We start from the raw sequence: 25,585 nt of genomic DNA on the forward strand, positions 1-25,585 counted from the left end.
CCGGTGGCAATCCGCTATAAATATCCGACTGATTCTGAACAAAGATCGTGATCACCATTGACTGAGCAAAGCCCCCCCGGCGGCGGAAAAACTCCGCCAGGCATCGAGCCGATTTCCATCATCGAGGAAATGCAGCGGTCCTATCTCGATTACGCGATGAGCGTCATCGTCAGCCGCGCGCTTCCCGACGTGCGTGACGGTCTGAAACCCGTGCACCGCCGCATCCTCTACGGGATGAGCGAGCTCGGGATCGACTGGAACAAGAAATACGTCAAATGCGCCCGTGTGACCGGGGACGTGATGGGTAAGTACCACCCGCACGGCAATGCGGCGATCTACGATGCGCTGGCGCGTATGGCGCAGGATTGGTCGCTCCGCCTGCCGCTGATCGACGGCCAGGGCAACTTCGGTTCCGTCGACGGTGATCCACCGGCAGCCGAGCGCTACACCGAATGCCGCCTGCAGAAGGCCGCGCATTCGCTTCTCGACGATCTCGACAAGGAAACGGTCGACTTCCGCGACAACTACGACGGCACCCTGCAGGAACCGGCTGTCGTTCCGGCGAAGTTCCCGAACCTGCTCGTCAACGGCGCCGGCGGCATCGCCGTCGGCATGGCGACGAACATTCCGCCGCACAACCTGGTCGAAGTCATCAATGGCTGCATGGCGCTGATCGACAATCCAGCGATCGAACTGCCGGAACTGATGGAAATCATCCCGGGTCCGGATTTCCCGACCGGCGCGCTGATCCTCGGTCGTTCCGGCATCCGCTCGGCCTACGAGACCGGCCGCGGCTCAGTCATCATGCGCGGCCGCGCCCATATCGAGCCGATGCGCGGCGACCGCGAGCAGATCATCATCACCGAGATCCCGTTCCAGGTGAACAAGGCGACGATGATCGAGAAGATGGCCGAACTGGTGCGCGACAAGCGCATCGAGGGCATCTCGGACCTGCGCGACGAATCCGACCGTCAGGGCTATCGCGTCGTCGTCGAACTGAAGCGCGACGCCAATGCGGACGTCATCCTGAACCAGCTCTATCGCTACACGCCGCTGCAGACCTCGTTTGGCTGCAATATGGTGGCGCTGAACGGCGGCAAGCCGGAGCACATGACGCTGCTCGACATGCTCAGGGCGTTTGTTGCGTTCCGCGAAGAAGTCGTTAGCCGGCGTACGAAGTACCTGCTGCGCAAGGCGCGCGACCGAGCTCATGTGCTCGTCGGCCTCGCCATCGCAGTCGCCAACATCGACGAAATCATCAAGCTCATTCGCCATGCTCCGGATCCGCAGACGGCGCGCGAGCAGTTGATGGAGCGCCGCTGGCCGGCCCATGACGTCGAAAGCCTCATTCGCCTGATCGACGACCCGCGCCACCGCATCAACGAGGACGGTACCTACAACCTCTCGGAAGAGCAGGCCCGCGCCATCCTCGACCTTCGCCTGCAGCGCCTGACGGCACTCGGCCGCGATGAAATCGGCGACGAACTCAACAAGATCGGCGAGGAAATCAAGGATTACCTCGACATCCTGTCGTCGCGCCTGCGCATCATGACCATCGTCAAGGACGAACTCGTCGTCATCCGCGACGAGTTCGGCACCCCGCGCCGGTCCGAGATCATGGAAGGCGGCCCTGACATGGACGATGAGGATCTCATCGCCCGTGAAGACATGGTCGTGACCGTCTCGCATCTCGGATACATCAAGCGCGTGCCGCTGACGACCTACCGGGCGCAGCGCCGCGGCGGCAAGGGCCGCTCGGGCATGGCGACCAGGGACGAAGATTTCGTTACCCGGCTATTCGTTGCCAATACTCATACGCCGGTTCTGTTCTTCTCCTCGCGTGGCATCGTCTACAAGGAAAAGGTCTGGCGTCTGCCGATCGGCACGCCGCAATCGCGCGGCAAGGCGCTGATCAACATGCTGCCGCTGGAGCCCGGCGAACGCATCACCACGATCATGCCGCTGCCCGAGGACGAGGCGACCTGGGAAAACCTCGACGTCATGTTCTCGACGACCCGCGGCACGGTTCGCCGCAACAAGCTGTCGGACTTCGTCCAGGTCAACCGCAACGGCAAGATCGCGATGAAGCTCGAGGAAGAGGGGGACGAGATCCTCTCCGTCGACACGTGTACGGAGCATGACGACGTCATGCTGACGACAGCGCTCGGCCAGTGCATCCGCTTCCCGGTCGACGACGTGCGCGTCTTTGCCGGCCGCAACTCGATCGGCGTTCGTGGCATCAACCTCGGCGACGGCGACCGCATCATCTCGATGGCGATCCTTGGTCATGTCGATGCCGAACCATGGGAGCGCGCGGCCTATCTGAAGCGCGCTGCGGCGGAGCGTCGGGCGACGAACGGCGACGAGGAAGAAATCGCACTGGTCGGCGAGGAAGTCGCTGACGGCGGAGAGCTGTCGAACGAACGTTTTGAGGAGCTGAAGGCGCGCGAACAGTTCGTGCTGACGGTCTCGGAGAAGGGCTTCGGCAAGCGCTCCTCGTCCTATGATTTCCGCACCTCGGGTCGTGGCGGCAAGGGCATCCGCGCCACCGACACCTCGAAGACGACGGAAATTGGCGTGCTCGTCGCGGCCTTCCCGATCGAAGACAACGACCAGATCATGCTCGTCTCCGATGGCGGCCAGCTGATCCGCGTGCCGATCAATGGCGTCCGGCTCGCAAGCCGCGCCACCAAGGGCGTCACCATCTTCTCGACCGCCAAGGACGAGAAGGTCGTTTCGGTCGAGCGCATCAGCGAGCCGGAAAGCGACGAGGAGGAGGGCGAAGAGGCAGCCGTCGAGAACGGTGCGCCGGAAACGTCTGCCGAATCCGAAGGTTAACCGCCAAACAATCTGAACGCCTTGAAATCGAAAGCCCGCCATCCTGGCGGGCTTTTTCTATTGGGGTCGTCGTGTTGCCTCACCAATGACGCAAGCTTGCCGACACCGGCCGAGCCATGTTACGCGCACGTCATGGAAAAGGTCCGCAACAGCAACGCTTCGATTATTCGCGCCATTCATCGAATGGTGGGTTGACGCGCGCTCCTTTTCTGAAAGCAGCAACCCGCCGCAAGGCGGGTTTTGTCCATCCGTCTTGCGCAACCAGGAGACGGACATGTCAGATCATGAACTGAAACAGGTTATCGAGGCTGCCGACCGTGCGATCACGGCGGAAGACTTCGGGAGTCTGATGGATTTCTACTCCGAAGACGCGACGCTCGTCATCAAACCGGGTCTCAACGCGACCGGAAAGTCCCAGATCCACAAGGCGTTCGTGGCGATCGCCGCCCATTTCAACAACCGGATGAAGGTCCGCCAGGGCGCGATGAAAGTGATCGAAGGCGGCGACACGGCCCTTGTCATCATGGAAACGGTGCTCGACACGATGAACCCGGAGGGCGACGAGGTCTCCATCGTGCGGCGAGCGACCTACGTCTTCCGCAAGACCGACGCCGGAAAATGGCTTTGCGTCATCGACAATTCCTACGGCACGACGCTGCTTGATGCCTAGTCTCGGTGCTCGGCGGACGGATCGCTGTCTTTGGCCGTGGGCGGGATACCGCGGATGTAGTCGCGCAGGCCCCTGGCGAGCGCACCGAATGTGACGCGGCAGCGCGGTGCGGTCTTCAGGTTCTCGTGCATCACCAGCCAGGTGTCGAGCTTCATCTCGAACAGGCCCGACAGCACGGGGAGAAGATCGGGGTCGCGCGCCGCCAATCCGTTCTGGCAGATGCCGATGCCGAAGCCGGCGCGGATCGCGGCAAGTTGGGCAAGGTTGCTGTCGGCTTTCAGCGCAAAGCGTGCAGCCGGCAGCTCCGGCGAGCGGGCGATGATCGCCCGGATCGCCGCGGTCTCCCGGTCGTAGCCGATCAGGCTGTGATCGGCGAGATCGGTCAGCGCCCGCGGCATGCCGCGCCGCGCGATGTAACGGCGGTGGGCGTGAAAACTGATAGGAATGACACCGAGGTGCTTGGCGATCAGCGCATCCTGCGCCGGCGCGATCATACGCACCGCGATATCGGCCTCCTGGCGCAACAGGTCCTCGACCGTATCCGAGGCTGAGAGTTCGATCGTCAGCTGAGGATAAGCTTCGTGCAGGTCTGCGAGGATCGGCGGCAGGACCTCGATGCCGATGACTTCGCTCGCACTGATGCGCACCGTGCCACTGACCATATCGCGCTGGCCCGACGCGGCACGCAACAGCGCCGCCGATGTTGCGGAGAGCGTCTCGGCATAAGGCCTGAGCGCCAGTGCTGCATCGGTCGGCAGCAGGCCGTGCGGAGAGCGCACGAACAGCGGATAACCGAGTACCGTTTCCATTGCGTCCACGTGTCGACCGACGGTCGGCTGCGTCAAGCCTAGCTCGCGGGCGGCCGCCGACAGCGATCCCTCCTGCAGCACCGAGAGAAACGTCCTGTAGAAGTCCCAGCTCAAATCCATCTTGCTCATCTATTTCAGTATATCCGATCAAATCTTTTCGGCAATTCCGTTTAGCCAGTCGATGCGCGATCCTGCCTTTATCGAGATGGATGGAGCATGACATGACCGAGATGCAGCAAAGAACAAGGGTAGCGCTAGTCCTTGGCGCCACGGGCGGCATTGGCGGCGCGGTTGCGCGCGAGCTTAACAAGCGCGGCTGGCAGGTGCGCGCCTTGAACCGCAACGCGGAGAAGGCGGCAAAGGCCGAGCCTGCATTCGACTGGCGGCAGGGTGACGCCATGAACGCACGCGACGTTCGCGCCGCAGCGGAAGGAGCCAATCTGATCGTGCACGCCGTCAATCCGCCCGGCTACCGCAACTGGGGCACCCTGGTGCTGCCGATGCTCGACAGCACGATTGCCGCGGCGAATGCGGTCGGGGCCCGTGTCCTGCTGCCTGGAACGATCTACAATTTCGGCCGCGACGCCTTTCCAATCCTGAACGAGGACGCACCGCAAAATCCGGATACCGAGAAGGGCCTGATCCGCAAGGAGATGGAGCGTCGCCTGAAAGATGCGTCAGAGACAGGCGTCGGCGTGATCATCGTCAGGGCGGGCGACTTCTTCGGACCGGGTGCCGCCAACAACTGGTTCTCGCAAGGGCTGGTAAAACCCGGAAAACCGGTGACGACGATTTCCTACCCCGGCCGTGAAGGGATCGCGCACCAGTGGGCCTATCTACCTGATGTCGCGGAGACCATGGTCCGCCTCGTCGAACGCGCCGAAAGCCTACCGCGCTTTGCGGTCTACCACATGCGCGGCTTCCTCGATCGGAACGGTACGGAGATGGTTGCGGCGATCCGCCGTGCCCTCGGAAAACCGGGCGTGCCAGTGCGGTCCCTCCCGTGGTGGCTGATCGGCCTGGCTTCGCCCTTCGTCCCACTCTTCCGGGAGCTGCGTAAAATGCGCTACGTTTGGCGCGAGCCTCTGAGAATGCCGAACGAGCGGCTGCTGGCAGTTCTCGGCGAAGAACCGCATACGCCGATCGACGAGGCGGTCGCAACGACCCTCAAGGGGCTTGGTTGCATGCCGAAAGAGATAGCCACCAGGGCAACAACCGCTGGCCGCATGCCTGCGTAGCTCGACGAGGAACGACCGGGCGCCGCCCGATACGGCTGGCGGCGCGGGGACCGTCAGTTCTTGAAGACAAGGCAGGCGCCGCCGCTCTTGCGAATGGTGGCGCAAAGCTTGTTTGCTTCCTCTTGTGTGTCGCGGCCGATGCGGGCGGCGTAGCGGATCCTCAGGCCGAAACTGGCATTGCGCTCCTTAAGCAGAAGCGCCTTTTCGCTGCGGATTGGTTCCGGAAGACGCTTGACCGCGCTGACGAACAGTCGCTGGGCAACGGACTTTTGGAAATGCGCGGCGAGTTGCACGCCCCAGGGCGCCCATTCGGCTTCGTCGATCACCTCGATGTCGCGAAGGTTGCGGGTGCTGGCGAGCGCCACGCAGCCATCGAGGAAGGTCTTGCCCTTGTCGAGCGTCATGTCGAGCGCCTTTGGCGGATTGTCGCGCCAGTCCTCGACGCTGTAGGCGGTGATCGCGAGCACGTAGTTGCGCGTTTCGGCCGGCAGCCAATCGACCTCGAGGAAGCGTTCCAGCCCGTTCTCGCCGGCATTGTAGGCGGCGGCAGCAAAGCCGAGGTTGCCATAGCGCGACTTGAGTTCGTTCAGATATTCCGCCGACTTGCCGAGCGCCTCGACGACATCGAAGCTGTTGTTGAGCCCCCGCATCTTCGCCGTTCCCGGCATGAACTGCGCGATGCCTTCCGCGCCCTTGGGGCTGACTGCGTTTGGCCGGAACAGGCTTTCGCGCCAGATCAGGCGGGCAAAGAAGGCCGCTGGCAGGCCGTTGGCGGCCGCATAGTGGTCGATCACGCCGCAGATGTCGCGGGCGAAATTCTCCTTGCTGATGCAGAGTGCCTTTGCGGGATCGGTCACCGATCGACCGGAATAGACGCATTTCGGCTGTGGGACGAGATCGTCGATACGAGCCGTCGCGGGGAGCGCGCTCAATGCCGAACAGCTGGCAGCCAGCACCAGTGCCGCTCTCGCGACACGTGCCCAGGCGCTCGATCTGACCTTCCGCCGAAGACCCACGTCAAAAATATTTCCAGAAAAAGTCCTTGAGCGTTCATAGCATCTCCGGTCGCCTCGACAAACGGCATTGTCGAGGCGGGCGTCGGGGCCTAGCGCGGAGAGCCGGTCGGCAGCACAAGTTGCATGAATGTCAGATCGAGCCAGCGACCGAACTTCGTTCCAACCTCGCGCATGCGGCCGGTGTCGACGAAGCCCAGCTGGGCATGAAGGCGGATCGAGGCAGTGTTCTCCGACTCGATACCCGCGACCATCACATGCTTGCCCAGCTGTTCGGCCTCGGCGATCAACGCGACCAGGAGTTTCCGGCCAATGCCGCCACCGCGGCAATCCTTGTGGACATAGACGGAATGCTCGACCGTGTGGCGATAGCCATCAAAGGCGCGCCAATCGCCAAAGGACGCATAACCGACGACATCACCCTCCGCGGAGACTGCCACCAGTACCGGATAGCCCGCGTCCGCACGGGCCTTCAGCCAGGCCGTTCGATTGGCGACATCGACCAGGGTCTCGTTCCAGATCGCCGTCGTGTTGGCCACGGCGTCGTTGTAGATCTCGCAGATGACTGGCAGATCGTCTTGGATGGCCGCCCTGATCAGCATGCTTGCTCCTCACATTCATTCACTATATGACTACAACATGGATACTAAAGTAGACAGTCTAGATCAACGGCTCAGTGAACGAATTCGTCTCGAAAGGGAGGCGCGTGGCTGGTCGCTGARCGAACTCTCAGAGCGCTCCGGCGTCTCGCGCGCGATGATCCACAAGGTTGAGCGGGGCGACAGCAGCCCGACGGCGACACTGCTTGCAAAGCTCGCCGGCGCGTTCGGGCTGACCATGTCCAGCCTGATCGCGCGCGCGGAGATGAGCCAGGGCAGGCTGTCGCGACGCGAGGACCAGGCGGTGTGGCGCGATCCGCAGACTGGATATCTCCGGCGCCACGTCTCACCGATGTCGGACCTGCCGCTTGAACTCGTCGAAATCGAGCTTCCGGCCGGCGCCGACGTACCAATCCCGGCATCTGCCTACGCACTTCATCGTCGCTGGATATGGGTGAAACAGGGCCGCCTGACCTTCGTCGAAGGCCTTGAGACTCATGCGCTCAGCGAGGGGGATTGCCTGGAGCTTGGCCCGCCGCAGGATTGCGTTTTCCGCAATGCCAGCGGCGAGACCTGTATCTATGCCGTCGTGCTATTGCGGACCGGCTGAACCTAGCGGTCGAGCTCGGCGATGGCGATCCGAGCCATCGTCAGGTCGCTTTCGACGCCGAAATCATCACCGTCTTCCAGGAACCAGGCGGCGGAAAGCCCGGCATAGGCCAGTACCCAATGGAGGATGCGGCGCGGGTGAAGGCCCGTCTCCACGGCGACGATGGGCAGGTGACGCTGCAGCCGTCCCGGCGCTGTGACGAGAGGCAGTTCCGGATTGCAGAAGAGGTTCGCATAGTCGTAGCCGCGATCGCCGAGCACACGCTTCGGATCGATCGCCAGCCAGCCACGGTCGCCGAAATCGAGGATGTTGGCGTGGTGGACGTCGCCGTGCAGCACGACCGGCGGTTCGGGATCGGCAAACAGGTTTTTCGCCGCCTCGAACGCGCGCGCAAAAACGCCACCTTGAGCGGGTGCCGTCGCCTCCAGTGAAGCGAACCATTTGTCGAGCGGGACGAGATCGTCCGGAACCGGTGTCGGGCGCGGCGCATGAAGCTCGGCCACGGTGCGGCAGATGATGCGCGTCGCGTCCTCATCACTTCCCGTCATCGCCATATGGAACAGGTTGCGCTGACTGTCAGTGCGCTCCATGAGAACGGCATCGCCATCGGATTCATAGACTTTTGCGGCGCCTTTCCCGTTCCAGTAAAGCAGTGGCAGGCGGCCATATTTCTCTTCCGGATCCTGCGCGACCTTGAGCATCGCCGACTGGTTGCGATAGCGGACGGGATGAAGATGGCTGGAGGGCGTGACGATGATTTCGCCGTCCGGCTGCAATGACCATTTTTCAAAATATGCAGAAAACATAAGGCGTTAGTTCCCAAAGGACAAATGCCCCGCCGAGGTGGAGGGGCATTGGCCATGTGGGAGCGTCAGGCAACCTGTTCAAGGGCCGGATAATCGGTATACCCCTTGGCGCCGCCACCATAGAAGGTCGCCTGGTCCGGCGTATTGAGCGGCGCGTCGAGCTTCAACCGCTCGACAAGATCCGGATTGGCAATGTACGACTTGCCGAAAGCGACGAGGTCTGCTTCGCCTTCCTTGATCGTCTTCACCGCCAGCGCCCTGTCATAACCGTTGTTGGTCATCCAGGCCGCCTTGCCACCGGCTGCAACATAGGTGGAACGCAGCGCGTCATAATCGAATGGCCGGTCACCCTGCTGGTGATCACGCGGGCCGCCCGTCGCGCCTTCGATGATGTGGATATAGGCGAGGGGATAGCGCGCAAGGTTCTTGACCACGTAACCAAACACCGGCTGCGGCTCCGGATCGAAGGCGTCGTTGGCAGGCGTCACGGGCGAAAGACGGATGCCGACGCGGCCTGCGCCGACTTCCTGCGTCACCGCATCCATGACCTCGAACAGGAACCGGGCACGGTTCTCGATCGAACCGCCATAGGCATCCGTACGAAGGTTCGAGCCGGAACGAAGGAACTGGTCGATGAGATAACCGTTGGCCGCATGGATCTCGATGCCATCGAAACCGGCGTCGATCGCAGCCCGCGCAGCCTTGCGGTAGTCCTCGACGATCGATCCGATCTCGCCGATTTGCAGCGCGTGCGGCTCGGAGGTTTCGGCAAAGGAGCCGGTGCCATCCGCATTGATCAGGTAGGTCTTGGACTTGGCGCGGATTGCAGAGGGCGCAACCGGCTTCTGACCGTCAGGCTGCAGCGAATTGTGCGAGATCCGGCCGACATGCCACATCTGGACGACGATCCGGCCACCCCTGGCGTGCACCGCATCCGTCACCTTGCGCCAACCTTCGAGCGCCTCCGGCGTATAGAGACCGGGCACGTCGGCGTAGCCCTGGCCCTGCTGGGTGATCGCCGTGCCCTCAGATATCAGCAAACCAGCCGTTGCGCGCTGCTCGTAATAGGTGACGTTCAGAGTGTTCGGAACGGCCCCGGGAGAACGGTTGCGGGTCAAGGGCGCCATGACGATGCGGTTCTTCAGAGCGATGTCGCCGATGGTGATGGGGTCGAAAAGCGAGGCCATGGGAGGTCCTTTCATGGAGGTCTGCTTGGGAGGAGTGGCTCGGCTCAGAGGTCGCCGATGCTCTTGAGGAAGGCGGCGATCGTCTCTTCGTCGCGGCGGTAGAAGATCCATTGGCCAACCTTGCGGGTTGTCACGAGGCCGGCGCGCTGAAGCACGGCGAGATGCGAGGAAACGGTCGACTGCGACAGGCCGCAGCGTTCGAACTGGCCGGCGCATACGCCGAGATCGAGCGGATGCTCCTGTGTCGGGAAATGACGCTGGGGCTCTTTCAGCCAGGCGAGGATGTTCACCCGCACTGGGTGGGCCAGCGCCTTCAATATCTCGTCTCTGTCCATCGTATATCGCTATATCGTGTTTTACCGATACATGTATCGCTCAAACACGATATTCAAATCACAAGACCGTGAGCACCAGGAAGGCAAAAAAAGAGGGCCTCAAGAAAACTTGGGCCCTTGTAGTTGTGAAGGTAATGAGAACCTCCAGAGGGGAACAGCTAATGCGGTGGCGGGGAGGAGAAGCCACCAAGAATGCATCAGCTGCATTTTAATATGGGAAGCGAAGTATCGGCTTTCAATAGCCAGCTGTGATTTTCGTCACGGTTCGCCTGTATCTAACAGTAGACAAAAAAAGAGGGCCACAAGATGACTTGGGCCCTTATAAGTTGTGAAGGTAATTAAACCTCCAGAGGGGAACAGCTGCTGCGGTGGCACTGGGAGGAGAAGCCACCAAAGATGCATCAGCTGAGTTTGGTATGCTGCTTTTTTGGGCGTGCAGCAATCATTTAATATGCATGACAGCCATGCCATGTGCGCATCCCTGCCCATTTCTGCATCGCGCAGCAAAAATGCGCCGCACAACGATGGGGGCGCATTCTAAATATCACATCGAAAACAGATGGTTATAAACCCATCCCAGAAATGCTCACAAAAAGAGCATTTGCAAACTTGGCATCAGAAGTTCCAGTTCCGGGCCTTGGCGACGATGTAGTCACGGAAGACCTTGAGCTTCGCGGCGTTCTTCATCTCGTCGGGATAGCAGAAATAGGTATCGAAGGACGGGATGTCGGCGCTGATCGGCAGCTGGATGAGGCCAGGATCACGACCGACGATATAGTCAGGCAGCATGGCGACGCCGATGCCCAGCAGGCAGGCGCGCTTGATCGAGGTCTGGCTGTTGATCTGCAGGTGCGAGACGCGCGGATTGTCGGAATCGCGGCCGGCGATTTCGAGCCAGTTGACGTCGAGCAGATAGTTCGGCGCCGGCTCGCCAAAGGTGATGATGCGATGGTTGTCGAGATCTTCGACCGACTGCGGCTCGCCGTATTTGTTGATGTAGGAGGGTGCTGCATAGACGTGCATGTGCACCGTGAACAGCTTGCGCTGGATCAGGTCCGACTGTTGCGGCTGGCGCAGGCGGATGGCGCAGTCCGCGTGGCGCATGTTCACGTCGAGTTCTTCATTGTCGAGGATGAGCTGAACCTGCACATCCGGGTGCAGCGACATAAACTCCTGGATCTTGTCGGTGAGCCAGCCCTGGCCAAGGCCGACGGTGGTGGTGATGCGCAGTTTGCCGCTCGGCTTGTCGGTGGTTTCGCTCAGCTGGACCTTGACGCTTTCGAGCTTCATCAGCACTTCGTGCGCGGTGCGATAGAGGATCTCGCCCTGTTCGGTGAGAATCAGGCCACGTGCATGGCGGTGGAACAGCTTGATGCCGACGTCCTGTTCAAGCGAGCTCACCTGCCGGCTGATTGCCGATTGCGAAAGATGGAGCTTGTCTGCCGCATGCGTGAACGACCCTGCCTCGGCCGCCGCGTGAAAAATGCGCAGTTTGTCCCAGTCCAGCGACATGAAGTCCCCCATAAGAAACCACTCCGGAAGACGGGGTCCTGTCTTCCGGGCGTGGCTGATGCATCTGTTCCCACACGGGCGAGGTGCCTTGGCGGCACCACCCCGATTCGCAGCTTCTATTCGGCTGCAATTGCGACGGGCATATGACCCGCCAGGTATTTCTCGGCCTCAAGCGCTGCCATGCAGCCCATGCCGGCCGCCGTCACCGCCTGACGATAGATGTCGTCCGTCACGTCGCCTGCGGCAAAAACGCCGGGCACGTCGGTCGCCGTCGAATCGGCCGCGGTCCACAGATAACCGTTGGACTTTTGCCGAAGCTTGCCTTTGAAAAGTTCTACCGCCGGGGCATGACCGATCGCAACGAAGACACCGTCGGTGACCATGTCCTGGGTTTCGCCGGTCTTGGTGTTGCGCAGCTTCACGCCGTTGACCGAGGCCGGCATCGGCGGCTTGGCTGGTGCGCCCAAGTATTCCGTGACCTCGTGGTCCCAGATGACCTTGACGTTCGGCTTGGCGAACAGGCGCTCCTGCAGGATCTTTTCGGCGCGGAAGGAATCGCGGCGATGCACGACGGTGACCGTCTTGGCGAGGTTCGACAGATACAGCGCTTCCTCGACGGCCGAGTTGCCGCCGCCGACGACGATAACGTCCTTGTTGCGGTAGAAGAAGCCGTCGCAGGTGGCGCAGGCCGAGACTCCGAAGCCCATGAAGGTCGGCTCGGTCTCAATGCCGAGCCACTTTGCCTTGGCGCCGGTGGCGATGATCAGGGCATCGGCGGTCCAGTCGTTACCGCTGTCGGTCTTGATGCGGAACGGGCGCACGGACAGATCGACGTCGGTCACGAGATCGTTGACGATCTCGGCGCCGACATGGGTCGCCTGCTTCAGCATCTGTTCCATCATCCAGGGACCCTGAACCGGATCGGCATAGCCCGGATAGTTCTCCACATCGGTGGTGATCATCAACTGGCCGCCCTGTTCCATACCGGCGATCAGCACCGGCTCAAGCATGGCGCGGGCCGTATAGATGGCGGCCGTATAACCAGCCGGGCCGGAGCCGATGATCAGCACTTTCACGTGACGGGCAGTCATAGTCTTGTCCTTCGTTCACCGGAGAGGAGGCGAGCTCGTCCGATTCCACCGCTTCAATGGGAAATAGTTCCATACTTTAGGTATTCCCCACCATGACTTTCAAGGGCGTCAGCCCTGATACACACAAGTGCTTGAGCGCCAAATCTAGTTTTGCCACCAGATGACGCGTTTGTGCACCAGGTTCGGCCGACGATCATACTGCCCAAGTCTCGTGCCTGGGCGTTCTGGGGGCGGCGAATGCTCCGTGCAATGGCGCGACGCACGTCACTTCGGGCAGTGTGCGCCGCTATTTGTATCCCGATCGGTGTCGGCAACGCCATTTTCCCGCGAATAGTCGGCGGGACTGCTTGTTGTCCAGCGGGTTTGACGATATTTCACGCGGATTCACTTTGCTGGAGAAGCATATGGGGTTGAATGCCGGCCGTGCTTGGTTCCATCGCGAACGCGCTGCGCTCGGCCACGCACCGACTCGAGACGACCTCACCCTTGGGGAGCGCGCCTTGCCGACAATCTCGACCGAGGTGGTCGCGGCTGCGCCGGGATAGGGAACGTAGCGGTCAACGTCGCCGGCCATCAAGGCCTGCCCAACCGTCAGCAGATACAAGATTTCGACTTTGCCCTCACGCACAAAGTCACCACGCAAAAAGGACGAACGTTCATGACGAAACAAGTCGAGCTCGATGCAATCGATCTCAAGATCCTTCGCGAGCTCCAGCGTGATGGCCGGATGACCAATGTCGATCTCGCCCAAAGGGTGGGCATCTCCGCGCCGCCCTGCCTCAGGCGTGTGCGCAAGCTCGAAGAAACCGGCGTGATCAAGGGCTACCATGCCCTCCTGAACGCACCGACGCTCGGTTTCGATCTGGTCGCCTTTTGCATGGTGGGCCTGAAGCGCCAGTCGGAAGCCGACCTCAAGGCGTTCTCGGCAGCCACCGCAGAATGGCAGATCGTCCGTCAGGCCTGGACGGTTTCCGGCGAAAGCGACTTTCTTTTGCATTGTGTCGCCGAGAACCTGACAACTTTCCAGGATTTCGTCATCGAAGTGCTGACGGCCAACGAACGGGTCGACACGGTGCGCACGATGCTGACCATTCGCCAGGTCAAGGATATCGGCCTCGTTCAGATCTAGGGCCCGCCCATGAGCAAGCTTCCGCTTTCCGCCTTCATCATCTGCCAGAACGAAGAAGCCTACCTCGGCAATTGCATCGAGAGCCTCGAACAATGCGCGGAAATCGTCATCGTCGACTCCGGTTCGACCGACGGCACGCCGGCGCTCGTGCAATCCTACATCGACGAGGGGTGGCCGATCCGTTTCCTGCGTGAGCCGTGGCGCGGTTATGCCGGCCAAAAGCAGTTCGCCCTCGACCAGTGCACGCAGCCCTGGTGCCTCAACATCGATTCCGACGAGCGTCTAGACGAACCGCTGAAGGCGCTGCTGCCATCGCTGCTCGACGCCCCGGTGGAGACCGTCGGCTGGCGTGTCGCCCGCAGGCCCTATCTGATCGGCTACGGCTACACGCCCGAGCGCGTGCATGAACGGCGGAACCTCAGGCTGATCCGCCAGGGCAGGGGGCGTTACGACCTCAATCAGAAGGTCCATGAGGGAATCGTTCCGGACGGCGCCGTCGCTGCCGCACGCAAGGGAAGCCTGCTGCACTACCGGCCGCTGATCATCGACGAGCAGATCCTCAAGGAAAACAAGTATTCAACGCTCAAGGCAGACCAGCAGTTTGCGGCCGGCAAGTCCGCGCGCCCTTACAAGATGCTGTTCAGCCCGCCGCTCTATTTCTACCGGCTCTACTTCCGCAACGGCCTTTGGCGCTGCGGTTTTCCGGGTTTCATCGAAGCGATGACGGGGGCAGTCTATTCCTTCCTCACCGCCGCCAAGATCTATCAGAGGCACGCGCTGAAGCGCCGTCCGAACCATGACGACATGGATCGGCGCCAGACCAGCCCGTGAGGTTCCCATGAAAGTCATGCATTTCCACTTCGGCAAGGATGGCGGCGCGGAGCGCTTCTTCGTTCATCTGGTGAATGCGCTTGGCGAGCGCGGCGTCGAGCAGACCTCCGTCATCCGGCCGGGGCGCATCTGGCGGAAGGACATCGAGGGCGCGACGCGCATCATCGAAAGCAATTTCCGTAACCTGTCGCTTGACCGGATCCTGCTGCCGATGAAAGTCAGCAGCATGGCGCGCCGCGAGAAGCCGGACGCGCTGTTCGCCTGGATGCCGCGCGCCAGCCGTCTCATGCCGAACTACAAGGGCTGCATCAAGATCTCCCGCCTCGGCGACTATCCGCTGCGCCTCGACTATTTCCGCAACACCGATTGCCTCGTCTGCAACACGCCGGGGATCGCCGAGCATGTGCGCAAGATCGGCTGGAAGCGCGATGTCGAAGTCATCTCCAACTTCACCGGTACCGAGCGCGTCGCGCCGGTCAACCGCGCGACGCTCGACACACCCGAGAACGCGCCGGTCATCATGTCGATGGGTCGCTTCGTCCCGCGCAAAGGCTTCCATACGTTGATCCAGGCGATTGCCAAGGTGCCGGACGCCTATCTCTGGCTGGTCGGCGACGGCGAAGAACGCGCAAACCTGGAGAAGCTGGCGTCCGATCTCGGCGTATCGAAGCGCGTGCGCTTTGCCGGCTGGCAGAAGGATACGCGGCCATTTCTCGCCGCCTCGGACATTTTCGTCATGGCATCGAGCCATGAGCCGCTCGGCAACGTGATCCTCGAGGCCTGGGCCCAGGGCACGCCTGTCGTGTCCAGCCGTTCGGAAGGGCCGCAATGGTTCATGCGTGACGGCGAAAACGGGCTGATGGTCGATATCGGCGATGCTGACGGCTTCGCCCAGGCAATCGACCGTATTGCCAGCGACACGTCGCTCGGCGAACGCCTTGCCGAACGCGGCCACGAGACCCTGATGAACCAGTTCTCGAAGCAGGCGATCACCGACGCCTATCTGAAGCTCTTCGCCTCCAAGCGCTGAGACAATCTCGACCGCGCGGCTGCCATCACAGATGGCAGCCGGTCAGAAGCGCATCAGACGCTCGTAGACGGCGTTGATCGCCCGGGCCTCGCCCTCGATCGCGAAGGAAGCAGACGTCAGTCCCAGGCCGTTGGCGCCTGCCATCGTGCGGCGGCGATCATCGTCCATGAAGCCGGCGGCCGCTTCAACCATCGCCTGCAGGTCGTTAGCTGCAATGACGGTGCCCGTTTCCTGCTCGCCAACGACGACCAGCTCCGAAAACGCACCGACATCGGTCGCGACAACAGGCACAGCGGTCGCCATCGCTTCCAGGGGCGTCAGGCCAAACCCCTCCCAGCGCTGCGGCGCGATGAAAAGATCGAGCGCGCGGTACCAGTCGGGAATGTTGGTGTGTTCTCCGACGAAACGGATGCGGTCCGTCAGGCCCGCCTTTGCGACCCGTTCCTTCAGTTCGTTCTCGAACGCCACGTGCGGGCCGGTCGCACGCCCGGCGACGATCGCGCTCCAGCCTGGCCGGCAGGGCAAAAGCGCAATCATGCTGTCGACGAAGAGATCGGTACCCTTCTGCTTACGAACGCGACCGAAGCAGCCGACATATTTCTGCGCGGGGTCGAGCCCGAGCGCCGACTTGGCGGCGACCGCATCCGCCGGAGGCTGGAAGCGCTTGGTGTCAATGCCATGTAGGATGACCGTGTTCGGCACCTTGAGATAGGCGGCCGTCTTGCCGCTCGTGGCGATCACCGCATCCATCCTGGAGATCAGGAACTTGCTCCAGCCGGTATGGCGGCGCTGCGACGCGGAGGTAAATACGATCTTCAGCTTCATGCCCAGGAGATCGCGCAGAACAATCGCCGGCAGCATCTCGACATTGCGGCGCGCGTGCCAGACCCGACAGGGCCGGCCATCCGGGGCGCTCCACAAACGCAGAAGATCGCGGAAGCGGATCGAGGGCAGGGTGTCCGGTAGCCCAGGACCAAGCACGGCGACCTTCTCACCCAGCGCGCGCTGGATCGGAATCAACTGGATGATGGTGGACGTCACGCCCGAGAGACGGCGCTTGAAATTGGGAGCGATGACCTCGACGTTCCGGATATCGGCCACGAAAGCGCACTCCTTGCGCGAGCAATGATCGTCTTTTGGAAAGAGAGAAACGGGGCGAAGGGAGGCTTCGCCCCTGCTGGGGCTGATCAGCCCCAGTTGACCGCGAGAATTTCGTAGGCCTTGGAACCGCCGGGGGCGTTCACTTCGATGGAATCGCCGACTTCCTTGCCGATCAGGGCGCGGGCGATCGGCGACGAGATCGAGATGCGGCCGGCCTTCACGTCGGCTTCCTGATCGCCGACGATCTGATAGGTCTTTTCTTCTTCGGTGTCTTCGTCGACGAGCTTGACCTTGGCACCGAACTTGATCTTGGAGCCGGACATCTTCGTGAGATCAATGACTTCCGCGCGGGCGATCAAGTCTTCGAGCTCGGTGATGCGGCCCTCATTGTGGCTCTGCGCTTCCTTGGCAGCGTGATACTCGGCATTTTCCGACAGGTCGCCATGTGCACGGGCTTCGGCAATCGCCTCGATGATTCGTGGTCGTTCTTCCTGCTGGCGCCAGCGCAGCTCCTCCTGCAGGTTGACGAATCCACCCTGTGTCATCGGCACTTTTTCGACCATTTCAATGTCCTTCATCAAGCACGAGGCGCCGCCCTTGGGGCGGCGCCAACGCAAAAGAAAACGGTCTCCGGCGCGCGAGCGCCGGAACCGTCCGAAACTTCGAACCTTCGTTATAGCAGAAACGGAAGCGCGAAAGCCAGATATTTCGCCACCATCCACCGAAGGCAACAAACGGTCCGCAACTTGTAGACGAACGAAACCGGTGGCAAGTTTTTTTCAGAAACCGCTTTACCTCAACAGCGCTTCAGGTCGTATCAGAGTTGCTCCCGCAAAATATCAATGAGGAAGCATGACCCATGGATTTCGCCAAGGACGACAACGTCAGGGCAGACCTGGACGCACCGCCGCAGCAGGATGGCCGCTGGAGCGAACTGCTTAGGCCGAACTATCTGGCGGCGACCGTCACGCTCTGCCTCGGGGTCGCGCTCTTTGCCTTCAATGAGTTTTTCATTGCGACCGCACTGCCGACGGCCGTCTCCGAGATCGGCGGGGCCACGCTGCTTTCCTGGGCGGTCACGCTCTATCTCGTCTTCGCCATTCTCGGCGGCGCGATTGCCGCGAATCTCAAGACAAGATTCGGCGCACGCGGCACGCTGATTACCGCCGCCATCGTCTTTGTCGCCGGGACCATGATCGCGACGACCGCGGGCAGCATGCCGCAGGTGCTTGCCGGCCGAATCTTTCAGGGTTTCGGCGAAGGAATCATAGCCGCGGTTTGTTACGCATTGATTCCCGAGCTCTTCCCGCCGCGACTGGTACCGAAGATCTTTGGAGCCGAAGCCATCGTCTGGGCAACGGCTGCCTTCGGCGGGCCACTCCTTTCCGGATTTCTCACAGAGCATTGGTCCTGGCGGGCAGCATTTGGCGTCAATATCCCGGCAGCCGCAATCTTCGTCGTGCTCGTCCTTGCCATCGTGCCGGCACAGAAGGTTGCGGCCAGCACATCCCGTCCGATCCCGCTGCTGCGGCTGATCATCGTCGGCACCGGCATTTTATTGATCTCGGTGTCGACCACGGCCGCAAGTGTTCCCTTGATGATCGCCGCGCTGGCAACGGCTCTGACAATCCTCTGGGCGGTGGTCCAGGCTGACCGGCGTGCGGAGCACTCGATCCTGCCTGCCGGCGCCTTCGCGCTGACAAAACCGCTCGGCACCGGCCTTTGGGTCGTGTTGCTGATGCCGCTGGCGCAGGCGTCCGGCTCGATCTACCTCATCTACGGACTACAGCACGTGTGGGACTTCAGCCCGACGGCTGCCGGTTTCTCCGGTGCGCTGATGGCGATCTCATGGAGCTTTACCGCAATCCTCGTTGCGAGCCTTCGCTCACACGACCTGCGTGTGAAACTGATCCCGTTGGGGCCGGCGCTTCTGAGCCTCGGACTTGCCGGCCTGACGGTCGCGATGGCCATCGACGAATTCCGGCTGGTCTTCCCGAGCCAGATCGCGGTCGGCGCCGGCTTCGGCATCTCCTGGGGTACGCTCAGCCAGTTGATGATGGATGTGTCGCCACACAAGGAGCGCGACAAGACGTCGGCGTTCCTGCCGACGCTGCAATCGGCCGGCTACGCCATTGGCGCCGCAATCTGCGGACTGACGGCAAATCTCCGCGGCTTCGACGAGAAGGCAAGTGTTGCGACGATGCATGGCGCGTTGTTCACCGTCTTCGTCGTCGCGTCCGTGATCTCAACGGCATCGCTCTATTTCGGCCTCAGAACCGTGCGGCTTGCCGCCAAACGATCGCGGCCCGGCCAAGGCGGAGCGACGCTCGGCGCGTTCGCCGGAGACTAGAGCGCGGCGCGGTCAATGGCGCACTAGGCAGCCGCGTGGAGTGGCGCACCGACCTGTCGGCGCCCAAGCAGCGCGCGCTGCTCGCCACCGCGGCCAATCGACGGAACGATCGTCGCGAGCAGTCTGCGATTGCTGGAGAAAACCTCGACCTTCAGGGATCCATAGTCCGCATCGCGGCCGATCTTGTCGGCGATGCGCTGGCCGTAATAGAGGGCCGACCCCTCATCGAAATGGATGATGCCGTCCTCGTCGACGAAGTGCTCGTCACCCCAATGCAAATCGAAGAAATAGAGTTGCACGATCTCGCCCCGTAGCGCGCCCACCGGAGGCCCCTCCGATCCCTAAGCGCAGACATATTGGAGCATGGTGCGGACGAACGCAGCCTGAACCGCCCATTCATGCTGCATTCAGCCGGACGGAGTGGACGAAAGCGCCGGTCACAAGCGTCCGCTGCAAATGGAAGCGGCGCGTGAGATCGTCACGCGCCGCTCGTCGTATCAGGCCTTGAAGTAGCTCTGCAGCGGACGCACTTCGAGGCTGCCGGCCTTCAGAGCCTTGATCGCGTGCGCTGCCGCTTCGGCACCGGCCATCGTCGTGTAGTAGGGCACCTTCTGCATCAGTGTCGCGCGACGCAGCGACTTCGAGTCCGAGATCGCCTTGTTGCTGTCGGTGGTGTTGAACACGAGCTGGACCTGGCGGTTGCGGATAGCATCCTCCACGTGCGGCCGGCCTTCCTGGACCTTGTTGACCTTGGAGGCGGCAATGCCGTGTTCGCCAAGGAAGCGGGCAGTGCCACCGGTGGCCATGACCTTGAAGCCGATGTCGACGAGGATGCGGATCGCCGGAAGAACCCGGGTCTTGTCTTCGTCGCGCACCGAAACGAACACGGTTCCATCGCGCGGCAGGTCGACGCCGGCGCCGAGCTGCGACTTGGCGAAGGCGAGCGCATAGTCGGTATCGAGACCGATAACTTCGCCGGTCGAGCGCATTTCCGGACCGAGCAGCGTATCAACACCCGGGAAGCGGGCGAAGGGGAACACGGCTTCCTTGACGGCGATGTGCTTGAGGTTGCGCGGATCGGGCTTTTCGCCGTAGGCCGCGATCGCGACATCAAGTGCTTCGCCGGCCATGACGCGGGCTGCGATCTTGGCGATCGGCGCGCCGATTGTCTTGGCGACGAAGGGCACGGTACGCGAGGCGCGCGGGTTGACTTCGAGTACGTAGATGGTGCCGTCCTTGATGGCGAACTGCACGTTCATCAGGCCGCCGACATTGAGTGCCTTGGCAAGGGCTGCCGTCTGGCGCTCGAGTTCGTCGACCATGGCAGTATCGAGCGTGTGCACCGGCAGCGAGCAGGCGCTGTCGCCCGAATGGATGCCGGCTTCCTCGATGTGCTCCATGATGCCCGAGACGAACACGTCCTTGCCGTCGCAGAGGCAATCGACATCCACTTCGGTGGCGTTCGTCAGGTAGCTGTCGAACAGCAGCGGGTTCTTGCCGAGCAGCGTGTTGATCTGGCCGGTCTTGTCGTTCGGGTAGCGCTGCTTGATGTCTTCAGGAACGAGGCCCGGCACCGTGTCGAGCAGATAGCTCTGCAGCATGCTTTCCGAATGGATGATCTGCATCGCGCGGCCGCCGAGAACGTAGGACGGGCGCACGACCAGCGGGAAGCCGATTTCGGCAGCGACAAGGCGGGCCTGTTCGACCGAATAGGCAATGCCGTTGTTCGGCTGGTTCAGGTCGAGCTTCATCAGCAGCTTCTGGAAGCGGTCGCGGTCTTCGGCGAGGTCGATCGCGTCCGGCGCCGTACCGAGGATCGGGATGCCGTTCTTTTCCAGCGCTTCGGCGAGCTTCAGCGGCGTCTGGCCACCGAACTGCACGATCACGCCGACGAGCTCGCCCTTTTCCTGCTCGGCGCGCATGATCTCGATCACGTCTTCGGCGGTCAGCGGCTCGAAGTAGAGGCGATCGGACGTGTCGTAGTCGGTCGAAACCGTCTCCGGGTTGCAGTTGATCATGATCGCTTCATAGCCGGCGTCCTTCAGCGCGAAGGCGGCGTGGCAGCAGCAATAGTCGAACTCGATACCCTGACCGATGCGGTTCGGACCGCCACCGAGAATGACGACCTTCTTGCGGTCGGAAACCTCGGCTTCTGAACGGGCGGCACCGACGAAGGGCGTCTCGTAGGTCGAGTACATGTAGGCGGTCGGCGAGGCGAATTCTGCAGCGCAGGTATCGATGCGCTTGTAGACCGGGCGCACATTCAGGGCATTCCGCAGTTCCGCCACTTCCTTCGGGCGCTTGCCGCCGAGCGTTGCGAGACGGGCATCGGAGAAGCCCATGGCCTTCAGCATGCGCAGGTTGTCGGCATCCTGGGGCAGGCCGTGCTCGCGGATGCGGGCTTCCATGTCGACGATCGCCTTGAACTGGGCGATGAACCACGGATCGATCTTGCTTGCCTCGTGGACGTCCGCCTCGCTCATGCCGAGACGCAGCGCCTGGGCGACCATGCGCAGACGGTCCGGCGTCGGCGTGCCGATCGCGGCGCGGATGGCGTTGCGGCCATCACCGTTTTCGTCCATGTCCGGGATTTCGATTTCGTCGAGACCGGTAAGGCCTGTCTCCATGCCGCGCAGTGCCTTCTGCAGCGATTCGGCAAAGGTACGGCCGATTGCCATGACTTCGCCGACCGACTTCATCGCGGTGGTCAGCACCGGCGAGGCGCCCGGGAACTTCTCGAATGCAAAGCGCGGGATCTTGGTAACGACGTAGTCGATCGACGGTTCGAACGAAGCCGGGGTTGCGCCGCCGGTGATGTCGTTGTCGAGTTCGTCGAGCGTGTAGCCGATCGCAAGCTTCGCCGCGATCTTGGCGATCGGGAAGCCGGTCGCCTTCGACGCCAGAGCTGAAGAGCGCGAAACGCGCGGGTTCATCTCGATGACGACCAGGCGCCCGTCCTTCGGGTTGACGGCGAACTGCACGTTCGAACCGCCGGTCTCAACGCCGATCTCGCGCAGAACCGCGATCGAGGCGTTGCGCATGATCTGGTATTCCTTGTCCGTCAGCGTCAGCGCCGGAGCAACGGTGATCGAATCGCCGGTGTGGACGCCCATCGGGTCGATGTTTTCGATCGAGCAGATGATGATGCAGTTGTCCGCCGTGTCGCGGACGACTTCCATCTCGTATTCCTTCCAGCCGAGCACCGATTCTTCGATCAGCACTTCGGTGGTCGGCGATGCATCGAGGCCGCTGCCGACGATGTCGAAGAATTCAGTGCGGTTGTAGGCGATGCCGCCGCCGGTACCGCCGAGCGTGAATGACGGGCGGATGATCGCCGGCAGGCCGACATCGTCGAGCGCCTGCGCTGCAATCGCCATCGCATGGTTCATGTAGCGCTGCTTGCGATCGCCTTCGCCGAGGTTCCACTGGTTTTCGAGATTATCCAGCGCCTTGTCGAGCTCGGAGCCGGAGAGCCGGCTCTTCAGTTCGGCGCGCTCGGCCTCATGCACCTTGCGGTCGTGGTCCTTGATGTCGGTAGCGTTGGCCAGCCGCGACTTCGGCGTCTCCAGGCCGATCTTCGCCATGGCCTCACGGAAGAGCGCGCGGTCTTCGGCCTTGTCGATCGCATCCGGCTTTGCGCCGATCATCTCGACATTGTAGCGGTCGAGCACGCCCATGCGGCGCAGTGACAGCGCGGTGTTGAGCGCCGTCTGGCCACCCATGGTCGGGAGCAGGGCGTCGGGGCGCTCCTTGGCGATGATCTTGGCGACAACTTCCGGGGTGATCGGCTCGACGTAAGTTGCGTCGGCGAGGCCCGGATCGGTCATGATCGTTGCGGGGTTGGAGTTGACGAGGATGACACGGTAGCCTTCCTCCTTCAGCGCCTTACAGGCCTGGGTGCCGGAATAGTCGAATTCGCATGCCTGACCGATGACGATCGGCCCTGCGCCGATGATAAGAATGGACTTGATATCTTGGCGCTTCGGCATGGTCGGTCATCCGTTTCTAGCTGCGCGAAAAACCGGCCAAAGTGGGAGGTCACCGGCCGGGCACGCATTGATGGGTCTTTTCAGGCTAGAAGCGGCTTATAGGCAAATGTATCTGCAAGCGAAACCCCGAAAATTCCGGAATCGACAAGAAGCGGGGATATTTGCGCGCGCTCTGCTTTGTCGCTTGCGAAGCGGCACCGAAACAACGTCAAAGCATCAGGTGCCACCGGGGATCACCAGAACCTTCACTTCGCCCGCTGCCGGCGGATGCGCGATGATGCCCGCGGCCTCATCGAGCGTCACGCGCCGGGAGATCAGCTTGTCGATCTCGATGGCTCCGGAGGCCACCAGCTCGGCGGCGCGCCGATGCACGAACGGGTTGATGAAGGACCCGAGCACGCGCAGTTCACGGAAGAGAATATCGAAGGGCTCGATCTCCACGGTCTCGCCCTGCGGCATGACGCCAAGGATGACAACCGTACCGCCCGCCTTTGCGAGGCGTGTCGCCTGCCTGACGGTTTCGGCCACACCGGCGCATTCGATGACGACATCGACCCCACCGGGAACGAGCCCGGAATCGCCAGTGACGAATTCGACGATATCGGCCGAGGAGGGATCGACGGTCGCGGTCGCACCGAGCTCTTCGGCGAGGCGACGCTTCACCGCCTGTCGGGTCGACAGGATCACCGTGGTGGCGCCCGCGAGCCTGGCGAGCTGCACCACCAGCAGGCCGATCACTCCGCCACCCAGAACGATGACGGAGGAGCCTGCGCGAATGCCTGACATGTCCACGCCATGCAGGCAGCAGGCCAGCGGCTCGCAGAAGGCGCCGCGAACCGGATCGAGGGCCCGCGGCAGTTCGAAAGCCTGCTTGCGCGGCACAAGAACATAGTCGGCGAAGCCGCCATCACTGTGGATGCCAATTGCCCGCAGATTGCGGCAAAGGTTGACACGTCCTGTGCTGCACTGGGGGCAAGCGCCACAGGCAATGTTGGGGTCACCGGTAATACGCGCGCCGATTGCTATATCCGAGACTTCACTTCCTATGGCTTCGACGATGCCGCAGAATTCATGACCAAGGGTGACCGGCGGCTTCGAGGGAAATTCGCCATGCAGCAGATGCCGGTCGGTGCCGCAGATGCCACAGGCTTCGACCCGGACGAGCAGGTCCTGTGGACCGGGCAGGGGCTTTTCGACTTCGACCACGCCTAGCCGGCCGATTCCTTCAAGCCGCAACGCCTTCATGAACGCTCCTCCTCGCTCCTGTCCGCCATGGCATAGGAGCGGCAAAGCGATATGGCGTCAAGGCAAGCGGCGCCATCTTCGGCCGGCGCGCATTTCACTGCCGGTGTCCGAAGCGGCGCGCCTTGCAGGTACAGCAAAAAAGATTGGCGAGATCGCGAACTTACGGGTGGCAATTGCGTTTTACAACGACCTTAGGCCCGTCTTATAAATGACGGACCGACAATGCCTGTTTGCACAGCGCCGGAGGACAGATCATGGAGTGGAAAGGCCGCCGCCAATCCGAGAATATCGAAGACCAGCGCGGCTCGAGCCCGGATGGGGGACTCGGCGGCAATCCGTTCGGCCGTGGCGGTGGTTTCCGCATGCCGGGCGGCGGAGGCGGCATGCGGCGCGCCGGCGGCGGCATGAGCTTTGGCACGATCATCTTCCTCGTCATCCTCTACTTCATCCTCAAGGCCATGGGCATCGACATGCTGCAGGTGCTGGAAGGCGGCGGCGGTCAGGTACAGCAGCCTGGCTTCGAGCAGAGCGACGGCTCGCCGGCACCGCGCGGCTCTGCCCAGGAAGAGGAAATGAAGCAATTCATGGCGACGGTGCTCGCGGAGACCGAGGATACCTGGAACGGCATTTTCCAGGCGAACGGCAAGCAGTATGAGGAGCCCAAGATGGTGCTCTTCCGCGGCCAGGTGCGCTCGGCCTGCGGCTTCGCTTCTGCCGCCTCCGGGCCGTTCTATTGCCCGGGAGACCACAAGGTCTATCTCGACATGAGCTTCTTCGACGAGCTCGCCCAGAAGTTCGATGCCTCAGGCGATTTCGCCCAGGCATATGTCGTCGCGCATGAGGTCGGTCACCACGTTCAGAACCTGATCGGCGTCTTGCCGAAGTTCAACCAGATGCGCCAGTCGATGAGCGAGACCGAGGCCAACCAGATGTCCGTCCGCGTCGAGCTGCAGGCCGATTGCTTCGCCGGCGTCTGGGGCAAATACACGGAGCAGAAGGGCCTGCTCGAGCAAGGCGACCTCGAAGAGGCGCTGAACGCCGCAACCCAGATCGGCGACGACACTCTGCAGAAGCGCATGCAGGGCTACGTGGTGCCGGAGAGCTTCAACCACGGCACTTCCGAACAGCGGATGCGCTGGTTCAAGCGCGGCTTTGACAGCGGCAAGATGTCGGCCTGCGATACGTTCTCCGGCGGCGTCTGA

General features: G+C 62.1%; 22 protein-coding genes. 9 read left to right on the forward strand and 13 right to left on the reverse strand.

The window, feature by feature from the left end:
* Positions 1-57: 57 nt before the first annotated feature.
* Positions 58-2,838 (forward strand): DNA gyrase subunit A, encoded by a 2,781-nt coding sequence (gene gyrA / locus AB4Z53_RS14575; RefSeq protein ID WP_113539982.1) that lies wholly within the window; start codon positions 58-60, stop codon positions 2,836-2,838.
* Between the two features lie 274 nt (positions 2,839-3,112).
* Complete coding sequence (locus AB4Z53_RS14580; protein ID WP_291155291.1) at positions 3,113-3,508, forward strand: YybH family protein; 396 nt, start codon at positions 3,113-3,115, stop codon at positions 3,506-3,508.
* Here the strand turns inward: AB4Z53_RS14580 and AB4Z53_RS14585 are convergent.
* Complete coding sequence (locus AB4Z53_RS14585) at positions 3,505-4,437, reverse strand: LysR family transcriptional regulator (protein WP_441596480.1); 933 nt, start codon at positions 4,435-4,437, stop codon at positions 3,505-3,507. The genes AB4Z53_RS14580 and AB4Z53_RS14585 overlap by 4 nt on opposite strands.
* 101 nt (positions 4,438-4,538) lie before the next feature.
* Here AB4Z53_RS14585 and AB4Z53_RS14590 point away from each other — a divergent pair, with 101 nt between their 5' ends.
* Complete coding sequence (locus AB4Z53_RS14590; protein WP_441596423.1) at positions 4,539-5,555, forward strand: SDR family NAD(P)-dependent oxidoreductase; 1,017 nt, start codon at positions 4,539-4,541, stop codon at positions 5,553-5,555.
* A gap of 53 nt (positions 5,556-5,608) precedes the next feature.
* Here the strand turns inward: AB4Z53_RS14590 and AB4Z53_RS14595 are convergent, their stop codons facing one another.
* Positions 5,609-6,580 carry a lytic transglycosylase domain-containing protein gene (locus AB4Z53_RS14595; RefSeq protein WP_162768900.1) on the reverse strand — a complete coding sequence of 324 codons (972 nt, stop codon included), beginning with the start codon at positions 6,578-6,580 and terminating at the stop codon, positions 5,609-5,611.
* 80 nt (positions 6,581-6,660) lie between these two features.
* The gene (locus tag AB4Z53_RS14600; protein ID WP_441596424.1) at positions 6,661-7,170 is read right to left on the reverse strand and encodes a GNAT family N-acetyltransferase; all 510 of its coding nucleotides are present in this window, start codon (positions 7,168-7,170) and stop codon (positions 6,661-6,663) included.
* 37 nt (positions 7,171-7,207) lie between these two features.
* On the opposite strand from AB4Z53_RS14600, the gene AB4Z53_RS14605 reads away from it, so the two are divergent.
* On the forward strand, positions 7,208-7,777 hold the full coding sequence (locus AB4Z53_RS14605; RefSeq protein WP_441596425.1) for a helix-turn-helix domain-containing protein: 570 nt from the start codon (positions 7,208-7,210) through the stop codon (positions 7,775-7,777).
* 2 nt (positions 7,778-7,779) lie between these two features.
* On the opposite strand, the gene AB4Z53_RS14610 is transcribed toward AB4Z53_RS14605, so the two are convergent.
* From AB4Z53_RS14610 to trxB, 5 genes are all read right to left on the reverse strand, one after another.
* On the reverse strand, positions 7,780-8,583 hold the full coding sequence (locus tag AB4Z53_RS14610) for an aminoglycoside phosphotransferase family protein (RefSeq protein ID WP_441596426.1): 804 nt from the start codon (positions 8,581-8,583) through the stop codon (positions 7,780-7,782).
* 65 nt (positions 8,584-8,648) lie between these two features.
* The gene (locus tag AB4Z53_RS14615; protein WP_113539975.1) at positions 8,649-9,770 is read right to left on the reverse strand and encodes an alkene reductase; all 1,122 of its coding nucleotides are present in this window, start codon (positions 9,768-9,770) and stop codon (positions 8,649-8,651) included.
* Between the two features lie 44 nt (positions 9,771-9,814).
* The gene (locus AB4Z53_RS14620; protein WP_291155277.1) at positions 9,815-10,105 is read right to left on the reverse strand and encodes an ArsR/SmtB family transcription factor; all 291 of its coding nucleotides are present in this window, start codon (positions 10,103-10,105) and stop codon (positions 9,815-9,817) included.
* Between the two features lie 615 nt (positions 10,106-10,720).
* Entirely contained in the window at positions 10,721-11,617 is an 897-nt protein-coding gene (locus tag AB4Z53_RS14625; RefSeq protein WP_034791460.1) for a LysR family transcriptional regulator VtlR, read from the reverse strand.
* 116 nt (positions 11,618-11,733) lie between these two features.
* On the reverse strand, positions 11,734-12,708 hold the full coding sequence (gene trxB / locus AB4Z53_RS14630; protein WP_223727395.1) for a thioredoxin-disulfide reductase: 975 nt from the start codon (positions 12,706-12,708) through the stop codon (positions 11,734-11,736).
* Positions 12,709-13,366: 658 nt separating this feature from the next.
* On the opposite strand from trxB, the gene AB4Z53_RS14635 reads away from it, so the two are divergent.
* From AB4Z53_RS14635 to AB4Z53_RS14645, 3 genes are read left to right on the forward strand one after another with little or no spacing between them, the layout of a single operon-like run.
* On the forward strand, positions 13,367-13,837 hold the full coding sequence (locus AB4Z53_RS14635) for an Lrp/AsnC family transcriptional regulator (protein ID WP_113539971.1): 471 nt from the start codon (positions 13,367-13,369) through the stop codon (positions 13,835-13,837).
* Between the two features lie 9 nt (positions 13,838-13,846).
* On the forward strand, positions 13,847-14,668 hold the full coding sequence (locus AB4Z53_RS14640) for a glycosyltransferase family 2 protein (RefSeq protein WP_441596427.1): 822 nt from the start codon (positions 13,847-13,849) through the stop codon (positions 14,666-14,668).
* 7 nt (positions 14,669-14,675) lie between these two features.
* Positions 14,676-15,698: a glycosyltransferase gene (locus AB4Z53_RS14645; RefSeq protein WP_441596428.1), complete on the forward strand. Its 1,023-nt coding sequence runs from the start codon at positions 14,676-14,678 to the stop codon at positions 15,696-15,698.
* A gap of 42 nt (positions 15,699-15,740) precedes the next feature.
* Here AB4Z53_RS14645 and AB4Z53_RS14650 read toward each other — a convergent pair whose 3' ends face one another.
* Both AB4Z53_RS14650 and greA read right to left on the reverse strand, forming a co-directional pair.
* A complete protein-coding gene (locus AB4Z53_RS14650; protein ID WP_113539968.1) occupies positions 15,741-16,799 on the reverse strand; it encodes a glycosyltransferase family 4 protein in 1,059 nt (352 codons plus the stop codon).
* A gap of 86 nt (positions 16,800-16,885) precedes the next feature.
* Positions 16,886-17,362: a transcription elongation factor GreA gene (gene greA, locus AB4Z53_RS14655; protein ID WP_104664035.1), complete on the reverse strand. Its 477-nt coding sequence runs from the start codon at positions 17,360-17,362 to the stop codon at positions 16,886-16,888.
* A 296-nt stretch (positions 17,363-17,658) separates the two neighbouring features.
* Between greA and AB4Z53_RS14660 the strand changes: the two genes are divergently transcribed.
* Complete coding sequence (locus AB4Z53_RS14660) at positions 17,659-19,149, forward strand: MFS transporter (protein ID WP_441596429.1); 1,491 nt, start codon at positions 17,659-17,661, stop codon at positions 19,147-19,149.
* 23 nt (positions 19,150-19,172) lie between these two features.
* Here the strand turns inward: AB4Z53_RS14660 and AB4Z53_RS14665 are convergent, their stop codons facing one another.
* The 3 genes from AB4Z53_RS14665 to AB4Z53_RS14675 all read right to left on the reverse strand — a co-directional run bounded on the left by AB4Z53_RS14665 (position 19,173) and on the right by AB4Z53_RS14675 (position 24,383).
* A complete protein-coding gene (locus AB4Z53_RS14665; protein ID WP_291155321.1) occupies positions 19,173-19,448 on the reverse strand; it encodes a hypothetical protein in 276 nt (91 codons plus the stop codon).
* 198 nt (positions 19,449-19,646) lie between these two features.
* Entirely contained in the window at positions 19,647-23,138 is a 3,492-nt protein-coding gene (carB, locus tag AB4Z53_RS14670) for a carbamoyl-phosphate synthase large subunit (RefSeq protein ID WP_441596430.1), read from the reverse strand.
* A 216-nt stretch (positions 23,139-23,354) separates the two neighbouring features.
* A complete protein-coding gene (locus AB4Z53_RS14675; RefSeq protein WP_441596431.1) occupies positions 23,355-24,383 on the reverse strand; it encodes a zinc-dependent alcohol dehydrogenase family protein in 1,029 nt (342 codons plus the stop codon).
* Positions 24,384-24,637: 254 nt separating this feature from the next.
* Here AB4Z53_RS14675 and ypfJ point away from each other — a divergent pair, with 254 nt between their 5' ends.
* The gene (gene ypfJ / locus AB4Z53_RS14680) at positions 24,638-25,585 is read left to right on the forward strand and encodes a KPN_02809 family neutral zinc metallopeptidase (protein WP_113538802.1); all 948 of its coding nucleotides are present in this window, start codon (positions 24,638-24,640) and stop codon (positions 25,583-25,585) included.

The sequence above is a fragment of the Ensifer sp. 2TAB8 genome, from assembly GCF_052115125.1.
Lineage (GTDB): Bacteria > Pseudomonadota > Alphaproteobacteria > Rhizobiales > Rhizobiaceae > Ensifer.